This is a genomic window from Actinobacillus seminis, from assembly GCF_002263215.1.
Classification (GTDB): Bacteria; Pseudomonadota; Gammaproteobacteria; order Enterobacterales; family Pasteurellaceae; genus Actinobacillus_B; species Actinobacillus_B seminis.
Genome location: NZ_NLFK01000001.1, coordinates 96422 through 114916, shown reverse-complemented (window position 1 = coordinate 114916; position 18495 = coordinate 96422). Strand labels below are relative to the sequence as shown.

Annotated in this window: 15 protein-coding genes, 1 tRNA gene and 1 other RNA gene; 6 read left to right on the top strand and 11 right to left on the bottom strand. The window is 41.1% G+C overall.

All coding sequences use genetic code 11. From position 1 onward, the window contains the following. Window positions 1–98 precede the first annotated feature (98 nt). From folP to sixA, 3 genes are read left to right on the top strand one after another with little or no spacing between them, the layout of a single operon-like run. Window positions 99–926 carry a dihydropteroate synthase gene (folP, locus tag CFY87_RS00680; RefSeq protein WP_094945392.1) on the top strand — a complete coding sequence of 276 codons (828 nt, stop codon included), beginning with the start codon at window positions 99–101 and terminating at the stop codon, window positions 924–926. 29 nt (window positions 927–955) lie between these two features. Beyond that, window positions 956–2290, top strand: coding sequence for a phosphoglucosamine mutase (glmM, locus tag CFY87_RS00675; RefSeq protein ID WP_094945391.1), 1335 nt, complete (start codon window positions 956–958; stop codon window positions 2288–2290). A gap of 26 nt (window positions 2291–2316) precedes the next feature. Further along, window positions 2317–2787 carry a phosphohistidine phosphatase SixA gene (gene sixA, locus CFY87_RS00670; RefSeq protein ID WP_094945390.1) on the top strand — a complete coding sequence of 157 codons (471 nt, stop codon included), beginning with the start codon at window positions 2317–2319 and terminating at the stop codon, window positions 2785–2787. A gap of 52 nt (window positions 2788–2839) precedes the next feature. On the opposite strand, the gene dolP is transcribed toward sixA, so the two are convergent. The 4 genes from dolP to CFY87_RS00650 are packed head-to-tail and all read right to left on the bottom strand — an operon-like array spanning window position 2840 to window position 6170. Continuing rightward, window positions 2840–3433, bottom strand: coding sequence for a division/outer membrane stress-associated lipid-binding lipoprotein (gene dolP / locus CFY87_RS00665; RefSeq protein ID WP_094945389.1), 594 nt, complete (start codon window positions 3431–3433; stop codon window positions 2840–2842). Between the two features lie 54 nt (window positions 3434–3487). Beyond that, window positions 3488–4072, bottom strand: coding sequence for a D-sedoheptulose-7-phosphate isomerase (locus CFY87_RS00660; protein WP_094945668.1), 585 nt, complete (start codon window positions 4070–4072; stop codon window positions 3488–3490). A gap of 5 nt (window positions 4073–4077) precedes the next feature. Beyond that, window positions 4078–4437 carry a YraN family protein gene (locus CFY87_RS00655; RefSeq protein ID WP_094945388.1) on the bottom strand — a complete coding sequence of 120 codons (360 nt, stop codon included), beginning with the start codon at window positions 4435–4437 and terminating at the stop codon, window positions 4078–4080. Window positions 4438–4448: 11 nt separating this feature from the next. Next, window positions 4449–6170 carry a penicillin-binding protein activator gene (locus tag CFY87_RS00650; protein ID WP_094945387.1) on the bottom strand — a complete coding sequence of 574 codons (1722 nt, stop codon included), beginning with the start codon at window positions 6168–6170 and terminating at the stop codon, window positions 4449–4451. Between the two features lie 77 nt (window positions 6171–6247). On the opposite strand from CFY87_RS00650, the gene rsmI reads away from it, so the two are divergent. Next, entirely contained in the window at window positions 6248–7093 is an 846-nt protein-coding gene (rsmI, locus tag CFY87_RS00645; RefSeq protein WP_094945386.1) for a 16S rRNA (cytidine(1402)-2'-O)-methyltransferase, read from the top strand. A 65-nt stretch (window positions 7094–7158) separates the two neighbouring features. Here rsmI and CFY87_RS00640 read toward each other — a convergent pair whose 3' ends face one another. From CFY87_RS00640 to CFY87_RS00630, 3 genes are all read right to left on the bottom strand, one after another. Next, window positions 7159–8127: a calcium/sodium antiporter gene (locus CFY87_RS00640; RefSeq protein ID WP_094945385.1), complete on the bottom strand. Its 969-nt coding sequence runs from the start codon at window positions 8125–8127 to the stop codon at window positions 7159–7161. A 162-nt stretch (window positions 8128–8289) separates the two neighbouring features. After that, window positions 8290–8365 (bottom strand) — tRNA-Asn (locus CFY87_RS00635). Between the two features lie 245 nt (window positions 8366–8610). Then, a complete protein-coding gene (locus tag CFY87_RS00630; RefSeq protein ID WP_094945384.1) occupies window positions 8611–10104 on the bottom strand; it encodes a PTS transporter subunit EIIC in 1494 nt (497 codons plus the stop codon). A gap of 767 nt (window positions 10105–10871) precedes the next feature. Here CFY87_RS00630 and uvrB point away from each other — a divergent pair. Beyond that, window positions 10872–12908: an excinuclease ABC subunit UvrB gene (uvrB, locus tag CFY87_RS00625; RefSeq protein WP_094945383.1), complete on the top strand. Its 2037-nt coding sequence runs from the start codon at window positions 10872–10874 to the stop codon at window positions 12906–12908. A 39-nt stretch (window positions 12909–12947) separates the two neighbouring features. On the opposite strand, the gene CFY87_RS00620 is transcribed toward uvrB, so the two are convergent. Both CFY87_RS00620 and tesB read right to left on the bottom strand, forming a co-directional pair. Beyond that, window positions 12948–13826, bottom strand: a complete 879-nt coding sequence (locus tag CFY87_RS00620; protein WP_094945382.1) for a ferritin-like domain-containing protein — start codon at window positions 13824–13826, stop codon at window positions 12948–12950. An 8-nt stretch (window positions 13827–13834) separates the two neighbouring features. Then, the gene (tesB, locus tag CFY87_RS00615; protein ID WP_094945381.1) at window positions 13835–14704 is read right to left on the bottom strand and encodes an acyl-CoA thioesterase II; all 870 of its coding nucleotides are present in this window, start codon (window positions 14702–14704) and stop codon (window positions 13835–13837) included. A 129-nt stretch (window positions 14705–14833) separates the two neighbouring features. Here tesB and ffs point away from each other — a divergent pair. Next, window positions 14834–14932, top strand: an RNA gene (gene ffs / locus CFY87_RS00610) — signal recognition particle sRNA small type. 29 nt (window positions 14933–14961) lie between these two features. On the opposite strand, the gene cydC is transcribed toward ffs, so the two are convergent. Further along, complete coding sequence (gene cydC, locus CFY87_RS00605; RefSeq protein ID WP_094945380.1) at window positions 14962–16701, bottom strand: heme ABC transporter ATP-binding protein/permease CydC; 1740 nt, start codon at window positions 16699–16701, stop codon at window positions 14962–14964. Further along, entirely contained in the window at window positions 16701–18467 is a 1767-nt protein-coding gene (gene cydD / locus CFY87_RS00600; protein WP_094945379.1) for a heme ABC transporter permease/ATP-binding protein CydD, read from the bottom strand. The genes cydC and cydD overlap by 1 nt, the downstream gene beginning before the upstream one ends. Between the last annotated feature and the right edge of the window lie 28 nt (window positions 18468–18495).

Sequence of the window (18495 nt, the reverse complement as noted above, 5' to 3'; positions counted from 1 at the left end):
TATTTTTGTATTTATTCTCAAAAATTTTTTTATTTTTGTTCATTCCAATATTCCGCTATAATTGACCGCACTTTTAACTTGATTGCGTAGCAGAGCAAATGAAATTACAAGCAAACAATAAAACTTTGGATCTTACTTTACCTAAAATCATGGGAATTTTAAATTTTACCCCTGATTCATTTTCTGATAGCGGACAATTTTTTCAGCTGGATAAAGCACTTATCCAAGCTGAAAAAATGCTGAAAGCTGGTGCTTCAATTATTGATATTGGTGGTGAATCCACTCGTCCTAATGCGGCAGAAGTAAGTTTGGAGCAAGAATTGGATCGTGTTGTGCCTTTAGTTGAAGCTGTAAGAAAACGTTTTGATTGTTGGATTTCAGTAGATACCTCTAAAGCTGAAGTAATGTTGGAAAGTGCTAAAGTCGGTATGGATATAATCAATGATATTCGTGCTTTGCAAGAACCCGGGGCGTTGGAAACGGCAATTCAGTTGGATTTGCCTACGTGTATTATGCATATGCAAGGTCAGCCACGTACAATGCAAGAAAATCCACAATATGAAGATGTGGTCAGTGAAGTGTTGGATTTTTTACAAAAACGCACCGCACTTTGTTTGCAAGCCGGGATGAAAAAAGAACATTTAATTTGGGATATGGGATTTGGTTTTGGGAAAACCGAGCAACATAATTACAAATTATTACAACAGCTTAATCAATTTTGTCAGGACGGTTATCCTGTATTGGCAGGATTGTCGCGCAAAAGAATGATCGGTATGGCGTTGGATAAACCGGTAGATCAGCGTGCGGTGGGCAGTGCGGCGGCGGCATTAATCGCAGTGATCAACGGGGCAGCTATCGTGCGCGTACATGATGTAGCACAAACGCAGGATGTGCTAAAAATTTGGCAAGCCACGATTAATGCATAATACAAAATAAACATAAAAGGGCAATCATTATGGCGGAACGTAAATATTTTGGAACTGATGGTGTACGCGGTAAAGTTGGAACATCTCCAATTACGCCGGATTTTGTATTAAAACTGGGATGGGCTGCAGGTAAAGTATTGGCGACTCAAGGATCGCGTACTGTATTAATCGGCAAAGATACGCGAATTTCAGGCTATATGTTGGAGTCAGCCTTGGAAGCCGGTCTTGCAGCAGCGGGGTTATCCGCGGCATTTACCGGACCAATGCCGACACCGGCGATCGCTTATTTGACAAGAACCTTTCGTGCCGAAGCGGGTATTGTAATTTCAGCGTCACATAACCCGTATTATGATAACGGGATTAAATTTTTCTCTACGCAAGGGACTAAATTGCCGGATGATGTGGAAGAAGCTATAGAAGCCATGATGGATCAATCAATGGATTGCGTTGAGTCAGCTCAATTAGGACGCGCTAGCCGAATTAATGATGCGGCAGGGCGTTATATCGAGTTTTGTAAAAGTACATTTCCATCAAACTTGAGTTTGGAAAATTATAAAATTGTGGTGGATTGTGCCAATGGAGCGACTTATCATATTGCGCCGAATGTGATGCGCGAATTAGGGGCGGAGGTGATCGAAATTGGTTGTGATCCGAACGGTATCAATATTAATGAAAAATGCGGCGCAACGGATATTAAAGCGTTGCAAGATAAGGTATTAGAAACCAAGGCGGACGTTGGTTTAGCTTATGATGGTGATGGTGACCGTTTGATTATGGTGGATCACTTAGGTAATAAAGTGGATGGTGACCAAATTCTGTTTATTATTGCACGCGAGGCTTTACGCGCCGGTAATTTGAAAGGCGGTGTTGTGGGAACCTTGATGAGCAATATGAGCCTTGAAATTGCCTTGAAGCAATTGGCAATTCCGTTTATTCGTGCCAATGTAGGCGATCGTTATGTATTGGAAAAAATGCAAGAAAACGGTTGGACATTAGGGGGCGAAAACTCCGGGCATATTATTATTGCCGATAAAAATACCACCGGAGACGGTATTATTGCTTCCCTTGCGGTATTGGCAGCAATAGTACAACATGGTCTTTCTTTAAATGAGTTAGCCAGTGCGGTTAAATTATTCCCTCAAGTGTTAATTAATGTGCGTTTTGCTAACGGTACAAATCCGTTGGAAAGCGAAGCGGTAAAAGCAGCGGCGGCGGCAACTGAACAGCGCTTGAGCGGGAAAGGGCGCATTTTATTGCGCAAATCCGGTACTGAACCCTTAATTCGCGTGATGGTGGAATGTGAGGATGGTGATCTGGCACAACAATGTGCCGAGCAAATTGCCGACGCAGTCAAAGCAAACTAAGTTGGCAAGCGGATATTGGAGTAAGCATGAAAATATGGATAATGCGACACGGTGAAGCGGAGGTGATGGCGAAATCGGATAAAGATCGCCATCTGAATGCACGTGGTAGAGCGCAAGCCGGCGCACAAGGAATTTGGCTAAAAAAGACCGCACTTGGCACATTTGATAAAATATTGGTGAGCCCTTATGTACGTACTCAAGAAACTGCGGGATTAATCGATCAGGTTTATAAGGGGGAATTTGCGCAGAAATATGAATTTTGGGACGAAATTACACCTTATGGCAATGCGACAAATGTAGCCTCTTATTTATCCCTATTGGCAGATCAAGGTGTGCAGCAAGTTTTGCTGGTTTCACATCTTCCGTTAGTAGGCGAAATCGTCAGCGAAATTTGTGGTGTAAATCCGGTCAGTTTTTATCCTGCAACGCTAGTTGCGCTCAATTGGGAGAAGGGAAGCTCGCGTGGAAATGTGGTGGAAATTAAGTATCCGGATTAATATCAACATAAAAAAGAGCGCCTTTGGTGCTCTTTTTTGGAGTAACCATTGCTTAGTTTAAGTAATTAAAGACTTTAACCACTTTTTTAACTCCGGCAACATTGCGTGCAATTTCTGCGGCTGCATTGCCTTGATTTTGGGTTAAATTTCCCATCAGAAAAACTTCCCCGTCTTCAGTAATTACTTTTACATCGGTAGCTTTTACTGCGGAATCCACCAACATTTTTGATTTTATTTGTGTAGTAATCCAGCTATCTTTACTAATTTGAGCGATAGTAAGTGGTTGGGTAATGCGAATTTCATTATATACGACATTAACGCCTTCAACGCCTTTGGCTAAGCTGGTCGCAATTTCTTTTAAATTTCCATTGGGTACTTGACCTATTAGTAATACTCGCCCACTGTATGATACGACATTGATACGGGCTTCTGATTTTATTTGTTCATCGCTGCGAATTGCGGATAACACTTTTTCTTCCAATGTTTCATCATCAACCTGTGTACCTATGGTGCGAGGATCTGTGGCTACCTTGGCTGCGACTGCACCAATGCTGGTAATTCCCGCTACGGTTGCAGTGACACAACCTTGTAATAAAATAGCTCCGCCGATAATCATGCTAAGTTTTTTTAACTGCGTTAGATTCATTTTTACCTCCTTTAGGCTTCTTAAGTGTGGCTTAAAATTACTTTTTCTGTCAAGTTATGAATGCGAAAAAAGTGAAAAATCAATTAATTCACAAATCGCATTGATGATGAAGAGATGGTTCTCCATAATGCGACTTTCTTTATTATGCGGAATAGCAATTTCTAAATCGTTTTCCGTTAAAAAACCGCGCAGATGGTCACAATTGGCGCCAGTTAAGGCAATAATATTAATCTCTTTGGTTAAGGCACAATGAATAAGATCTAAGATGGTTTCTTCATTTCCGCTTGGGGAAAAGACCACCAGTAGATCACCTTGTTGTGCCACTGCATTAAATTGGCGTTGATAGAGATTGGATGGATTATTGTCAGAAATAATTGCACAACCGACCGCACTATCCATACTTAATAAGATAGAGGGAAAACTGGGTCTTTCTAATTCATAACGATGCAAAAGGTTGGCAACTAAAAATTGTGCATTGGCATAAGAACGTCCATGACCACAAACGATAATTTTATTTCCGCGTAATAAGCAATTCACTATATTTTGTGCTGCTTGTACAATCACCGGCGGCAGCAAACTGGAGGAGGAAATTTGGGTTTGAATATTTTCCGTATAGAGATCTTTTATTTTATCTAACATAGGATTTAATCGAGAAAATTGGGGATCCATTGTATGTCTTCTTCGCTTTTACCAAAAGCAATTAAATCAAAACGGCAATCGGTATCTTCTAGACTACAATTTTGTTTTGCTAACCATAAACTTGCTGCATCCAGCCATTTTTGCTGTTTGCGCCAATCAACACTGTCTATGGCAGAGCCGAAACGGTTATTGGAACGTTGGCGTACTTCCACAAAGACGATAGTATCTTGATCACGCATAATAAGATCCAGTTCACCGCATTTAAACGATTGATTGGCGGCAATAAATACCAACCCTTTGTGTTCTAAGAAAAGGCGAGCTTCCTGCTCAAAGCTCGCCCCTTGTTGACGTTTTGAAAAAAACATGGATTTAATGCTTAATTAATTGCAACGACGTCGGCATTTTGATACACAAACCACGTCATATCACGTTCAATGTTACAATTTGTTCCGGCACTCAATTTTCCGGTTAAACCGTTAATACTAAATCCGGGAACTTGGCGTAATTCATTAAATTGGTTGATTAACAACCATGCATCCGCTCCCATTGCGTATAAACGTATCAACGAATAATCGCCATTGGTTATTTGTTCAATTTGGCGATATTGCGCTGAACTTGTCTCTTTAAAGAATGGGATATCGCTGAATTGTAATCCGTTCATTAATAAACGATATTCCGGACCGTTATTCGGTGAATTACTGCGGGAACTTGCATATAATTTTAAGTTACGATTGGTATTATCCACTGAAGTTTTAATTTCAGCTAATTGCTCGCTGGTTGCGACAATATATAAGGCTTCCGCATTTTGGCTTAAACCTCCTTGTAAGGCAAAGTTAATATCGTCAGGATTGTTGTAAAAACGAATATTGGCATCTGTCGCAGCTAATTGTTGCCAACGTACGTTAAACGCTGACGCTGTGCGTTGACCGACATCTGCTTGTGGAACAAGCACTAGCGGATTGCGAATACCATCATTCCACATTTTATTCGCTGCGGATTCCGCTTCATCTTCCGGCGATAAACCATAATAACAAAGTTGCCCGATAGCACGTGCATTTGGTGTTGAATTTAGTGCAAGCACACTCAATCCTTGAATGTGGGTTGGGTTATTTAAAAGTGTATCGACATTTTGTTTTAACAACGGACCGACAAGGGTAGTAATGCCTTGCTGTTTGGCTTGTTCAATAATGCTTTCGATCGATTGTGTCATGGTATCAAATACGGCGACTTGAATTGCTGAATCGCCTCTAGCATCATCAAACCCTTTTTTAATTGTATTACCAATTAATTGCGCATTGTCGCTAAGCGGTAATAACAAGGCAATTTGACTTAAATTTGTACCTTGGAAATTAAATAAACCGCGCAATTCGGTCGGGAATAAATAAGTAGCGCTATGACTTGGATAAGATAATCGCCAATTTTGTAGCGATTGACTTAATTGCGCCGGAGTATTGATGTTGTCATTATACGCTTTTGCCAACGCAATCCATCCCGCCAATGCGGGGCTGCCTTCCACGATCGTATTATTAATTACACCGCGATTAGTATTACGCAATAATGCCCAAGTGCGGTCATTATTTTCTTGTTTTCTTTGCGTATCAGTCAGGAAATTATCAATTTGAATACGTGCTTTTACCGCTTCAATCGTGTCGTTTTGATTTTCTGCGATACGCGCCGCTACTTCATAATAACGTGCTTTTTGAGAGGGGCTTAATAATGCTAAATTAATTACTGCCAATTGACTTTTGGCTAATTGATTATTTTTTTTCGCCGCAGAAACATGGGCGTCAACAATGGATTTGTCTAATAATTGCGGTTCGGTCAGATCTTTTAACTCAGAAAGAAAGGCTTCTGCGCCGGCAACTTTATTTTCAGTGACAAGTACACGTGCAGCAAGTAATTTATAAGTTTGTTGATCTTCAACGCTTTTGGTTTGTGCAATTCGATTAATATAAAAATCGGAATTGGCATTAGCGTCATTTTTTAATGTATCGGTGAAACTGTTGCTAAAAATATTCGCACAACCGGCTAATACTAAAGCAAAGAAAAACGGTATTAATCGTTTTTTTAAATGAATACATTGTAATAGAATAGACATAATCACTCCTTGTTATTAAAACAACAGCGTGATCTTACTTATCTCAATGCGTAAAATCAAATAAAAGAAGTCAAAAAATGAATAATTTAAGTGGAATTTTATATATTGTTGCCACGCCGATCGGAAACTTACAGGATATGACCGCACGCGCGCTGGATATTTTTAACCAAGTGGATCTTATTGCGGCGGAAGATACCCGTCACAGCGGATTGTTGTTAAATCATTATGGCATTAAAAAACCATTTTTTGCGCTACATGATCACAACGAGCAACAAAAAGCGGATTTGTTGGTGGAAAAATTGCGTCAAGGCAACCATATTGCCTTGATTTCTGATGCAGGAACGCCGCTTATCAGTGATCCGGGATTTCATGTGGTCAGAAAATGTCGTCAAGCGGGCATTCGTGTTGTGCCGCTGCCCGGAGCTTGTGCGGCGATTACCGCGTTATGCGCCTCCGGTATTGCTTCGGATCGTTTTTGTTTTGAAGGCTTTTTGCCGGCAAAAAGTAAAGCGAGACGAGATAAATTAACGGAACTTGCTGATGAAGCGCGTACCTTAATTTTTTATGAATCTACCCACCGTATTTTAGACAGTTTGGCAGATATTGAAACGGTATTAGGCACCGAGCGCTATGTGGTGTTGGCAAGGGAAATCACTAAAACTTGGGAAACCATCATTGGTGATGAAGTGGGGCGGTTGCGTATATGGCTTGCAGAGGATCCTAATCGTACCAAAGGCGAGATGGTTTTGATAATCGAAGGTAAAAGTGCGGAGCCAAATGCTGAATTTAGCCCACAAGCCATTAAAGCGCTTCAACTAATTACCCAAGAATTGCCGCTAAAAAAAGCCTCAGCGATCGTGGCGGAATTGTACGGATATAAGAAAAATGCGTTATATCAATTTGGATTGGATAATTTTGTATAGGAATTGAGAGTGGTTTGTTACTTTCTCACTGCTACGAGATGAGAAAGTAACAAACCGAATAGTGCTTAAATCGCTGTTTTAATTAAATAAGCGGTATAAGCCACATAACCGGCAAGTAATAACAAGCCTTTAAAACGATTGATGGTTCCTTGTTTTTTGACACCATAACCAAAAATAAACAGCGAGAAGGTTAAAATCGTCATCATTAACATATCACGTGAGAAAATTTCATTGCCGACTTGAATTGGCGTAATGGAGCCTGCAATCCCGACAACTGCTAAGGTATTAAATAAGTTAGAGCCAATAATATTTCCTACTGCTAAATCCGATTCGCCTTTTCTTGCTGCCATGATTGAAGCGGCAAGTTCCGGCAAGGAGGTGCCCACCGCAACGATCGTTAAGCCGATAATCAAATCGCTTACGCCCAAAAATGATGCCGCTTTCACCGCTCCCCAAACTAATAATTGAGAACTGGTAATTAATAACACTAAGCATACGATCATCCACATAATTGCCTTAGGCATAGACATCAAGGGATGTTCTGCTAATTCTTCTTCCACATTTCGGCTCATTGGATCTTGTTTATTTTTCCGTCCTTGCCAAATGATCCAGCTCATATAAATAGCAAAAATCACCAATAAAATCAGTGCATCAAGATGGGAAATTTGTGCATCATAAATCAAATAGGCGGAAATCAGCGTCACCAAAGACAAAATCGGTAATTCTTGTTTTAAGATAGAAGAGTTTACCGTTACCGGTTTTATCAGTGCAGTTGCCCCTAAAATCAAGGCAATATTGGTAATATTTGAACCATAAGCGTTACCCAGCGCAATCCCCGGACTGTTATTTAAGGCGGAAAGTGCCGATACAATCATCTCTGGTGCGGAAGTGCCAAATCCAATAATGATAATACCGATAAGCAGTGGTGACATTCCTAAATGGCGCGCAAATGAGGCTGCGCCATCGATAAAACGATCCGCACTCCAAACTAAAATAATTAAACCGATTAAAATTGCCAATAAAGGATATAACATAGTGTGAACGTCCTAACATTATGTCGTAAAAAAGAGAAGTATAATAGATGTAGAATTTATTTGAAATAAAAAAATAAAGCCCATACAGTGATGGGCTAAAAGTCTTTTGTGAAAATTAGTTTCTATAAAAGGAGACAAATAAAAACTAACCAAAAGAAAAATTGGCTCCTCCTGCTGGACTTGAACCAGCGACATATGGATTAACAGTCCACCGTTCTACCGACTGAACTAAGGAGGAATAATTCTGTATCACAAGGAACGGACGCACATAATAATGATCTTGTTATACCTTGTCAACTGTTAAAATAAAAAAATTTAAGGTTGTTTTAGATAACTAACTTAGCCTGTAGTTTTGCTATTTGTGTAAGTGCTGGTAATTGGCTGTATTTATCCACGCGATTTTGCTCTATTAATCTTTCCATTACGTTTTGTAACAAATTTAGTACAAGCAATCATCTTTTCCAATTTCCAGCCGGAGTGATACTAATCTTCTTTGCCTAGAATTTGATTAACTTCAGTTTTATAGAGTATAGCTTTTGCTCCAAATACCGCTTGGATACCGCCGCCAACTTCAAGCACGTCAATCGCGCCCAGCGCTTTTAGTTTACCTCTATTGACAGCTTTGACATCTTTTACTGCAACACGTAAGCGAGTAATACAAGCATCAACATTTTCAATATTCTCCGCTTTACCTAATGCCTTAATAATAGCATGTGCATTTTCATTCAATGATGTTGTGCTTTGCTCAATAATCTCTCCTTGATCATCCGCTCTTCCTAGGGTCATCACATTAAATTTACGAATAAGGAATAAGAAAGAAAAATAGTAAAGTGCAGCCCAAGGCAGACCAACCGTCACAACGCGAACCCAATTAGTATTTTCGTTGCCTTGTAAAATACCGAAAAGCAAGAAATCAATGAAACCGCCAGAGAAAGTGTTACCAATTGAAATGTTTAAGAAATCCGCAAGATAGAATGAAACTCCATCTAAGAAGGCATGGAATACATAAAGCCACGGTGCAACAAATAAGAACATAAACTCAATTGGCTCCGTGATTCCTGTAATAAATGATGTTAATGCCGCACCTAAAAATAAACCACCGATTGCTTTTCTACGCGCTTTAGGCACAGTGTGATACATTGCTAAACAAGCGGCAGGCAAGCCAAACATCATGGTATCAAAACGACCGGCAAAGAAACGTGTTCCTTCAGTAAATAGACCATGATGATTGGGATCGGCTAATTGGGCAAAGAATATTTTTTGAGCACCGATAACAGTTTCGCCATTCACTACTTCGGTTCCACCTAACTCTGTATACCAAAAAAGCGGATAAATCATATGATGTAAACCAACAGCACCACTTAAACGCATTAAGAAACCATAGAAGAAAGTACCCGCTTCCTCCATTGATGCAATCTCTTTTCCTGCAGAAATCAACCAATGTTGAAATGTCGGCCAAATTAAGAAGAAAATAGCTCCAATGAAAATAGCTGCAAAAGAGGTTACAATCGGCACAAAACGAGAACCGCCAAAGAATCCTAGAATCTGTGGCAACCGGATATTATTGTATTTGTTATGTAGTTTGACGGTGATTAACCCCATAACCAATGAACCAATAACCCCTGTGTCAATCCCTTTGGTTTCCGGAGAAAAAATGGGAAGGAGTGCGGAAATTGTTCCTGTCATCACAAGATAACCGACAACAGCTGATAATGCTGCTACGCCTTTATCTCGTTTTGCCAAACCAATTCCTAAACCAATACAAAGCAAAAGGGCAAGATTGGCAAAAACCACGCTCCCTGCTGCCGCCATAATCTGGAAAATACCTTGAAGAAAAGTATTATCTAAAATAGGGTAGGCTTGAATTGTAGCCTTATTAGATAACGCACCGCCAATCCCCAAAAGTAAACCTGCAGCAGGTAATATGGCGATTGGGAGCATAAATGCTTTACCGATCTGTTGAAGTTGTTTGAACATAGAATGGTTCCTTATATTAAAGGTAATATAATAAGTATAATGCCATTTTAGCTTTAAAAATATGACCTTACGCAAAATTTCGTGTATAAATAGCGGTTTTCTATTTTGTAAGGGTAAATTGGGGGCTGGAAAAGATAAAAGTTCCAATGAAAGGACGATTTTCTATTGGCATACCGCCACTTAGATTTATCAAGCAAAGCACCATGTAGGCAAGTTTAATAACATCTCCAAAACTCGGTTTGAACGCAATTTAAAGGATTGTGAATGATGTTTTAATTATTGTGGTAAAACCAAAATTTCTATTTTAAAACAATTGGTTAATCGGTGTGATCCGGTTATCTCGGATATTCCCCGATTTTTATATTTTTTACTCACTAATTTTATATCCACAGTGGTTGTGGATAACTCTGTGAGTTATTATTTGAAAAGTAGCGCAAACCCTCATGAAATATAGCACTTTTAACACTGAATGTAAGATTGGTTGTAAAATGACATTTCTTTTATTTCAATAGGTTTTTTTTTTTTTTTTGATTTGGTTTGTAAAAAATGACATTTTCTTTTTTATTTCAATAGGTTAGTAAATTTCCACAAAATTTTAAAAAAAAACTTTACGTTTTTTTGAAGTTTCTAACTTGACAAATATAAGTCTGTGTAAAACTTAGAAATTTAATTTAAAAAATTGATCGAAAATTGTGATAAAATCGACCGCACTTTAAGGATAAATAAACCCTGCATTATTGTCGTATTTTTGATAAAGCCAATCTTCTATGAACGCGAAAATAAATACTAAACCCTTTATTCTGCATTCCGATTTTTCCCCTTCCGGCGATCAACCGCAAGCCATTGCGCGTTTAACCGAAAATCTCAACGACGGTTTAGCCCATCAAACCTTACTTGGTGTAACCGGTTCGGGAAAAACCTTTACTATTGCTAACGTAATCGCGCAATTAAATCGACCGGCAATGTTGCTGGCGCCGAATAAAACCTTGGCAGCCCAGCTTTATGCGGAAATGAAGGCTTTTTTTCCGGAAAATGCCGTGGAATATTTCGTTTCTTACTATGATTATTATCAACCGGAAGCCTATGTGCCGAGCAGTGATACCTTTATTGAAAAAGATGCCTCGATTAATGATCAAATTGAACAAATGCGTTTATCTGCAACCAAATCCTTTTTAGAGCGTCGCGATACCATTGTGGTTGCTTCCGTTTCTGCCATTTACGGATTGGGCGATCCGGACAGCTATTTGAAAATGATGTTACATTTGCAAACCGGTGCCATCATTAATCAACGCCAAATTTTAGCGCAATTAGCCGAGTTGCAATATACTCGCAATGATCAGGCGTTTCAGCGCGGTACTTTTCGTGTTAGGGGCGAGGTTATTGATATTTTTCCGGCGGAATCTGATGATAAAGCCATTCGGATCGAGTTATTTGATGATGAAATTGAACGTTTAACCTTGTTTGATCCGCTGACCTCCAAAAGTTTCGGTACGGTACCGCGTTATACGGTGTATCCAAAAACGCACTATGTAACGCCGCGTGAAAAAATTCTAGCTGCTATCGAACGGATTAAACAAGAGTTGGCACAGCGTCGCCAGATGCTATTGGAGAATAATAAATTATTGGAAGAACAGCGCTTAACACAACGTACCTTGTTTGATATCGAGATGATGAATGAGCTGGGATATTGTTCCGGCATTGAAAATTATTCGCGCTATTTATCCGGCAGAAACGAAGGGGAACCGCCACCGACCTTATTTGATTATATGCCTTCTGATGCGTTATTGATCATAGACGAGTCTCACGTGACCGTTCCGCAAATCGGCGGAATGTATCGTGGCGACCGTTCACGCAAGGAAACCTTGGTAGAGTATGGTTTTCGCTTGCCTTCCGCCTTGGATAACCGCCCGTTGCGTTTTGAAGAATTTGAACGTTTAGCGCCTCAAACTATCTATGTTTCGGCAACACCGGGACCTTATGAACTGGAAAAATCAGGGCAAGAGATTATCGACCAAGTGGTGCGTCCGACGGGATTATTGGATCCGGAGATTGAAATTCGACCGGTGACGATCCAAGTGGATGATTTGCTGTCCGAGGCGCGCAAAAGAGCGGTTGAAAATGAGCGTGTTTTAGTGACCACCTTAACCAAACGCATGGCGGAAGATTTAACCGATTATTTGGAAGAACATGGCGTACGCGTGCGTTATCTACACTCGGATATCGACACTGTCGAACGGGTGGAAATTATTCGCGATCTGCGTTTAGGCGAGTTTGACGTATTGGTGGGCATCAACTTGCTGCGCGAAGGATTGGATATTCCGGAAGTATCGCTGGTAGCGATTTTAGATGCGGATAAAGAAGGATTTTTACGTTCCGAACGATCGTTAATTCAAACGATTGGGCGAGCTGCACGTAACCTGAAAGGTAAAGCGATTTTATACGCGGACAGTATCACCAAATCCATGGAAAAAGCGATAACTGAAACCAATCGACGCCGTGAAAAGCAAATGAAGTATAACCAAGATCGCGGTATTGTTCCGCAGGCCTTAAACAAAAAGGTCGGAGAGTTATTGGATATTGGTCAAGGGGTGGCATATAAAAATAAAACGAAATCGCGCGCCCAAACTGTGGCAGAAACCACCGCACTTTATCATCTACCGAAAACCATAAAAGAATATCAGCAACAGGTGAAAAAACTGGAACAACAAATGTACCAACACGCCCAAGCATTGGAGTTTGAAAAAGCGGCGACTATCCGCGATCAATTACATCAATTGCATGAACAGTTTCGAGTAAACGGATGAAATATGCCCTCGATATGCCCTCGAAATGAGGGCATTTGATCAATGCGTAACGCTTTTTAAATGTGCTTTTAGTGTTTGTTCAATTTCGTAAATCCAATCTAATTCGAATTGAGTAAAGCCCGCTTGAATTCTGGCGTCGGTGTTGATGGCGCCTTTGAAAATAACGATGCGGTATTTGCGTAATAATTCGGAGAAACATGACATGGCATCTAAGCCGCGTTTTTCCGAAAGGGCGTGATACCAATGATTGCCGATCGCAACATGACCGATTTCGTCGCGCAAAATAATATCCAGAATATTGACCGCGGCGAAATCTTTGCGTTGAGCGATTTTTTCTTGCAATACCGGTGTGGCATCGAGCCCACGTGCTTCCAAAACGCGCGGAACCAGTGCCATGCGCTCCCAAATATCATGGGCGGTAGCCTGCGCCATTTCCCATAATCCGGCATGACCTTCAAAATCGCCATATTGATATCCTAATGTTTTAAGATGTTGATTTATCAGAGTAAAATGTGTGCTTTCTTCGCGAGCGACGCGTAACCAATCTTGCACAAAAGCCATGCCTTGATGCAATTCTTGCTGTGCGTGGCGACCAAAACGCCAAGCAGCGTCCAGCCCTAAATTAATAGCATTAAATTCAATATGGGCAATGGCGTGCAAAGTGGCGGCGTAACCTTCGTCGGTGGCAAAAGATCGTTTCGGCACATCTTTTGGCGCCACTAAACGTGGTTTGGACGGAATGCCGACTATTTCTTGTTCGACATTGATGGTTGGAAAATCCGCCAATTCGGTGAAATGAACTTGTGACAAACTCTGATCATAAAGCGCATTGACCAAGGCGCATTTTTTCTCTGGTTGTGGCTCTTGTAAGGCCTCTGTCACTAATTGCCAAAATTGTGCAGCGGAAAGTGCTGTCATTTTTTTCCTTATTTTTGTTCTGCTGAATAACGAATTAGACCTTCTTGTTGTGTGGTCGCGATTAAGCGACCTTGGCGATCAAAAATTTGTCCGCTACCTAAACCACGCCCGCCATAAGCATTATTGCTTTTTACTGCATAAAGTAGCCAATCGTTGAGATCAAAAGGACGATGGAACCAAATGGCATGGTCGATAGTGGCGACTTTCATACCACTTTGCAAAAAGCCTTTTTTATGTGGATGAAGTGCGGTCAATAAAGTGTGAAAATCGGAAAAATAAGCAAGTAAACATTGCTGAATTTGGCGATCATGCGGCACGCTGCCATTGGCTTTTACCCACGCAAATTGCTCTGGCGGTAATTCGGTACCGTTAAACGGATTGTTGATATATTTGCTGCGAATGTCAAACGGGCGTTCCGCGGTAAATTTATCGCGCACCGCTTCCGGCAAATAGGCTGCCATTTTTTGCATTATCTCGCTTTCGGAATAAAAACTTTCCGGTTTGCCGACTGGCGGCATAACACTTTGGTGTTCAAAGCCTTTTTCTTTGATTTGGAAAGAGGCGGTGATGTGGCAAATGGGTTCGTTATGTTGAATTGCTTTAACGCGTAAGGCACTAAAATTACGTCCGGTACGCAGCGTCTCGACATCATAAATAATCGGTAATTGGCAGTCACCGGGAGCGAGAAAATAAGCATGGCAGGAGTGTAATATTCGATCTTTAGGTGCTGCTTGCATGGCGGCATAAAGTGCTTGAGCGATTACTTGACCGCCAAATACTTGGCGCAATCCGAGATCTTCACTGTCGCCGCGAAAAAGAAGATCGTCAAGTTGTTCTAATTCTAATAATTGAATTAATTGATTGAGTATATTAGACATTGATTCTCCTTGTCTGAATAGGGCGATATTTAAGCGGTTAAGTATAATAACTCGATAAATATTTGCAATCGGAAATTGCTTATTGCATAATACGAGACCTTAACGTTTAACGTTAATTCAATGGAAACCTCCTCGGTTCCTCGCAATGGTGTCTGGTTTACCCGGTCAGGTTCGGAAGAAAGCAGCCAGAGTCAGAATTTCCGTGTGCCGAGATCAAGCTGGGGAGGTTTCCACCCTTTAAGCCTTCCCCCTCTGTTTTATAATCTTTCTGTTAATTGTTTAAAAAAACCTTGTGATTTTTGCATGAGTTCCGTATAACTGCCTTGTTCGATAAGGCGTGCATCATCAATGATACAAATCCGGTCAAATTGCTCAATAGCGGTTAAACGGTGTGTAACCATCAGCAAGGTTTTATGCCGACAATGTGCCAAAATTAAGGCTAAAATTTGGCGTTCGGTTTCGCGATCCAAACTTTCGGTTGGTTCATCTAATAGCACAATAGGGGCATTATTCAGTAACACCCGTGCCAACCCTAAACGACGTTGTTCGCCGCCGGAAAGTTGGCGTCCGCCATTGCCTAACCAAATATCTAATTCTTGTTCTTGTTGCAATAATGTATTTAAACCGACCGCACTTAATACTTCGCGCATTTTTTCATCACTAATAGGCTGTTGGGTGGCAATTTGTAAGTTATTACGTAGGCTGTCGCTAAATACGTGAATACGTTGAGTTAAAAAACAAATGTGTTCACGTAAAGCGCTTTCCGCATAATCTTCAATGGGATTGCCGGATAAGGATAATTGCCCTTGTTGGGCGGCATAATGGCGTACGAGTAATTGCAATAAGGTGGATTTTCCGCTGCCGGTTTTGCCCAAAATCGCTACTTTTTGCCCTTGATACAGACGAAGATTGAGATCGCTTAACGCCGCTTGTGGACGATCCGGATAATGAAAATACAGATTTTTTGCTTCGATTAATGGCATGTTCGGCGCTAAATTTGTTGCAATTGTGGCATTGCCATCAAAATGTACCAAGGGTTCTTGTTCGGTGATTTCCGTGATTCGTTCGGCGGAAGCGATAATCTGCCCAATGTGCAAAAAAGCCGCGCCCAAAGGCATCAAAATTTCAAAGGCGGCAAGGACGGCTAACGCAAATAATCCGATTAAAGCATGGCGATATTGATCGCTACCAAAATCAGCATGAGCTGTAAACCACAGGGTCGCTACCAATAACATTCCATTGGCAAACAAGAAAAGTGCGGTGGATAATCCGGCTAAATTGGCTTCTTTTTGTTGATAAGATTGCCATTCTTGTTCTGTTTCCGCGAGCTTGTGTTTAATCAGCTGCTCGGCGTTAAACAGCAATAATTCAGCTTGCGATTGAATAAATTCTACAAATCGGGTGCGATAAGTGGCGCGAGAAACCGTTAATTTTTTGCCGAAAGTTTTGCCAAGATGATAAAACAGGGGTGGTACAATGAACAATAAAATCAGCAGGCTGGTGCCAATAAAAAGCGCAACCGGCAGATTAAATAAACTTAACCCAACGGTTAAAAAAACAATCACCGTAATGGCGCTGATAAAAGGTGCCAGTAGGCGCAAATAGAGGCTGTCTAAGGTATCAACATCTGCAACCAAACGATTAAGCAAATCGCTATTGCGATAGCGGTTTAGTACCGCAGGGCTGAGCGGAATAATTTTGCTGAAAACCTGTACACGTAATTTAGCAAGAGTGCGAAACGTGGCGTCGTGGGTGACGATTTTTTCGAAATAACGCGCGGCAGTACGCCCTACCGCCAAGCCACGCACGCTGGCGGAGGGATAAAAGAAATTAAATAGCGTACCAACACCTGCAATCGCGGTGGCGGCTAAAAACCAGCCGGAAACGGTTAATAACCCGACGCTGGATGCCAGCCCGACAATCATTAAAATCACACCGATAATCAAGGTGAATTTAGCGTGACGAAATAAACGTAAAAACGGAAAAAGAGCGCGCATTAGTGAATATCCTGTTTTCGTTGAGCCAAAAGTTCAGCAAAATAGCCATGATCTTGTAATTGGGCGAAAGTGCCTTGTTGGATGATTTGCCCTTGTTGCATCACCAAAATTTGGTCGCATTGTTTAAGATCTTCAATGCGGTGAGTGATCATTAAGGTAGTTTGCTGGTCGCTGATTTGTTGTAAGGCTTGCAAGACTAAATTTTCCGATTGTGCATCTAAACTGGCGGTCGGTTCGTCTAACACCAATAATTTGCCTTGACGCAGCAAGGCGCGAGCCACTGCTAAACGCTGTGCTTGACCGACGGAAAGTCCGATACCACCTTCTTTAATTTCATGATCTAAACTTAACTTATCGGTAAATTCTTTGGCTTGTGCCTGCGTGAGTGCTTGTTCGATTTGTTGCTTTGAGGCTTGAATATCGCCCAGTAGCAGATTTTCGCGGATGCTGCCTTGTAACAGTAGCGGATTTTGTCCTACCCAAGCTACTTGTTTGCGCCATTGGGTTAAATCCAACTCCCGAAACTCGATCCCATTGATTTTTAAGCTGCCTTGATAAGCTAAAAAGCCTAATAGCACATTGATCAAGGAGGTTTTTCCCGCGCCACTTTGTCCCACTAAGGCAGTGTGGCTGTTCGGCGCTAGATGAAAGTTTAAGGCTTGTGTTAACGGTTGACCTTGTGGCGACAGTACAATGAAATTTTCTGCACAAATTTCTACCGCACTTTGTGCATCAAGTTGTAGGCGGGCGGATTTAGATTGGGTCGTAATATAATCTTGTTCTAAAAAATCCACAATCACATCCGCAGCACCGATACCGGCGGAACGATCGTGATAATAGGTACCGAGATCTCGCAGCGGTTGATAAAACTCCGGCGCAAGGATTAAGCAGAAAAAGCCGACAAAGAGGCTTAGCGAGGTGCCATAGGTGCCGAAATCCAGTTCACCTAAATAACTAAAACCAAAATAAACCGCCATTAAAGCAATCGAAATCGAAGTGAAAAACTCCAATACCGCCGAGGATAAAAACGCCAGTTTTAATACATCCATGGTGGTTTCACGGAAGGCTTCCGTACTTTCTTCAATATGTCGGGTTTGCTCCGAAGTGCGGTTAAAAATCCTTAAGGTTTCAAGCCCTTGCAAGCGATCTAAAAATTGTGCGCTTAAACGGGAGAGGGTTTCCATATTGCGTTGGCTACTGTCCGCGGCGGCAATACCTACTAAAATCATAAAAACAGGAATAAGCGGTGCAGTGAATAATAAAATGAGTCCGGCCGCCCAGTTTAGTGGAAATACAGCAATTAAAATGATCGCCGGTACAATCACGGATAAGACTTGTTGTGGCAAATAGCGTGCATAAAAATTATGCAGATTTTCTACTTGCTCCAACATAATACTTGCCCAACTGCCCGCGGGTTTATGATTAATCGTTGCCGGTCCCACTTGGTGGATTTTATTTAAAATTTGTTGGCGAATATGGCGACGTAATTGTTGCCCGCTTTGAAAGCCGATTTTTTCTCTGCTCCATAACATCAACGCACGCAAAGCGAAACACAAAATTAAGGCGACAAAGTGCGGTAATAATTGACTGCGATCGGTATTTTCCATAATCAATCGTTGCAACACTATTGCCAACAACCAAGTTTGTGCTACCAAAATTAAAGAAGAAAACGTGGCAAGGATAATGGTCAACGCTAATGGTTTTTTAATGATGTTTTGTTGGTTTCTTAGCCATTTAAACAGATATTTTTGGCGGGCTTTATTCATATTTACAGGTGCTTTCGAATGATTTTCG

Bases quoted from the DNA above. Each gene is read 5' to 3' on its own strand.
- folP (WP_094945392.1), top strand. From the start codon at position 99: ATGAAATTACAAGCAAACAATAAAACTTTGGATCTTACTTTACCTAAA.
- cydD (WP_094945379.1), bottom strand. From the start codon at position 18,467: ATGAATAAAGCCCGCCAAAAATATCTGTTTAAATGGCTAAGAAACCAA.
- sixA (WP_094945390.1), top strand. From the start codon at position 2,317: ATGAAAATATGGATAATGCGACACGGTGAAGCGGAGGTGATGGCGAAA.
- glmM (WP_094945391.1), top strand. From the start codon at position 956: ATGGCGGAACGTAAATATTTTGGAACTGATGGTGTACGCGGTAAAGTT.
- CFY87_RS00660 (WP_094945668.1), bottom strand. From the start codon at position 4,072: ATGTTAGATAAAATAAAAGATCTCTATACGGAAAATATTCAAACCCAA.
- uvrB (WP_094945383.1), top strand. From the start codon at position 10,872: ATGAACGCGAAAATAAATACTAAACCCTTTATTCTGCATTCCGATTTT.
- CFY87_RS00650 (WP_094945387.1), bottom strand. From the start codon at position 6,170: ATGTCTATTCTATTACAATGTATTCATTTAAAAAAACGATTAATACCG.
- tesB (WP_094945381.1), bottom strand. From the start codon at position 14,704: ATGTCTAATATACTCAATCAATTAATTCAATTATTAGAATTAGAACAA.
- dolP (WP_094945389.1), bottom strand. From the start codon at position 3,433: ATGAATCTAACGCAGTTAAAAAAACTTAGCATGATTATCGGCGGAGCT.
- CFY87_RS00630 (WP_094945384.1), bottom strand. From the start codon at position 10,104: ATGTTCAAACAACTTCAACAGATCGGTAAAGCATTTATGCTCCCAATC.
- rsmI (WP_094945386.1), top strand. From the start codon at position 6,248: ATGAATAATTTAAGTGGAATTTTATATATTGTTGCCACGCCGATCGGA.
- CFY87_RS00640 (WP_094945385.1), bottom strand. From the start codon at position 8,127: ATGTTATATCCTTTATTGGCAATTTTAATCGGTTTAATTATTTTAGTT.
- CFY87_RS00655 (WP_094945388.1), bottom strand. From the start codon at position 4,437: ATGTTTTTTTCAAAACGTCAACAAGGGGCGAGCTTTGAGCAGGAAGCT.
- cydC (WP_094945380.1), bottom strand. From the start codon at position 16,701: ATGCGCGCTCTTTTTCCGTTTTTACGTTTATTTCGTCACGCTAAATTC.
- CFY87_RS00620 (WP_094945382.1), bottom strand. From the start codon at position 13,826: ATGACAGCACTTTCCGCTGCACAATTTTGGCAATTAGTGACAGAGGCC.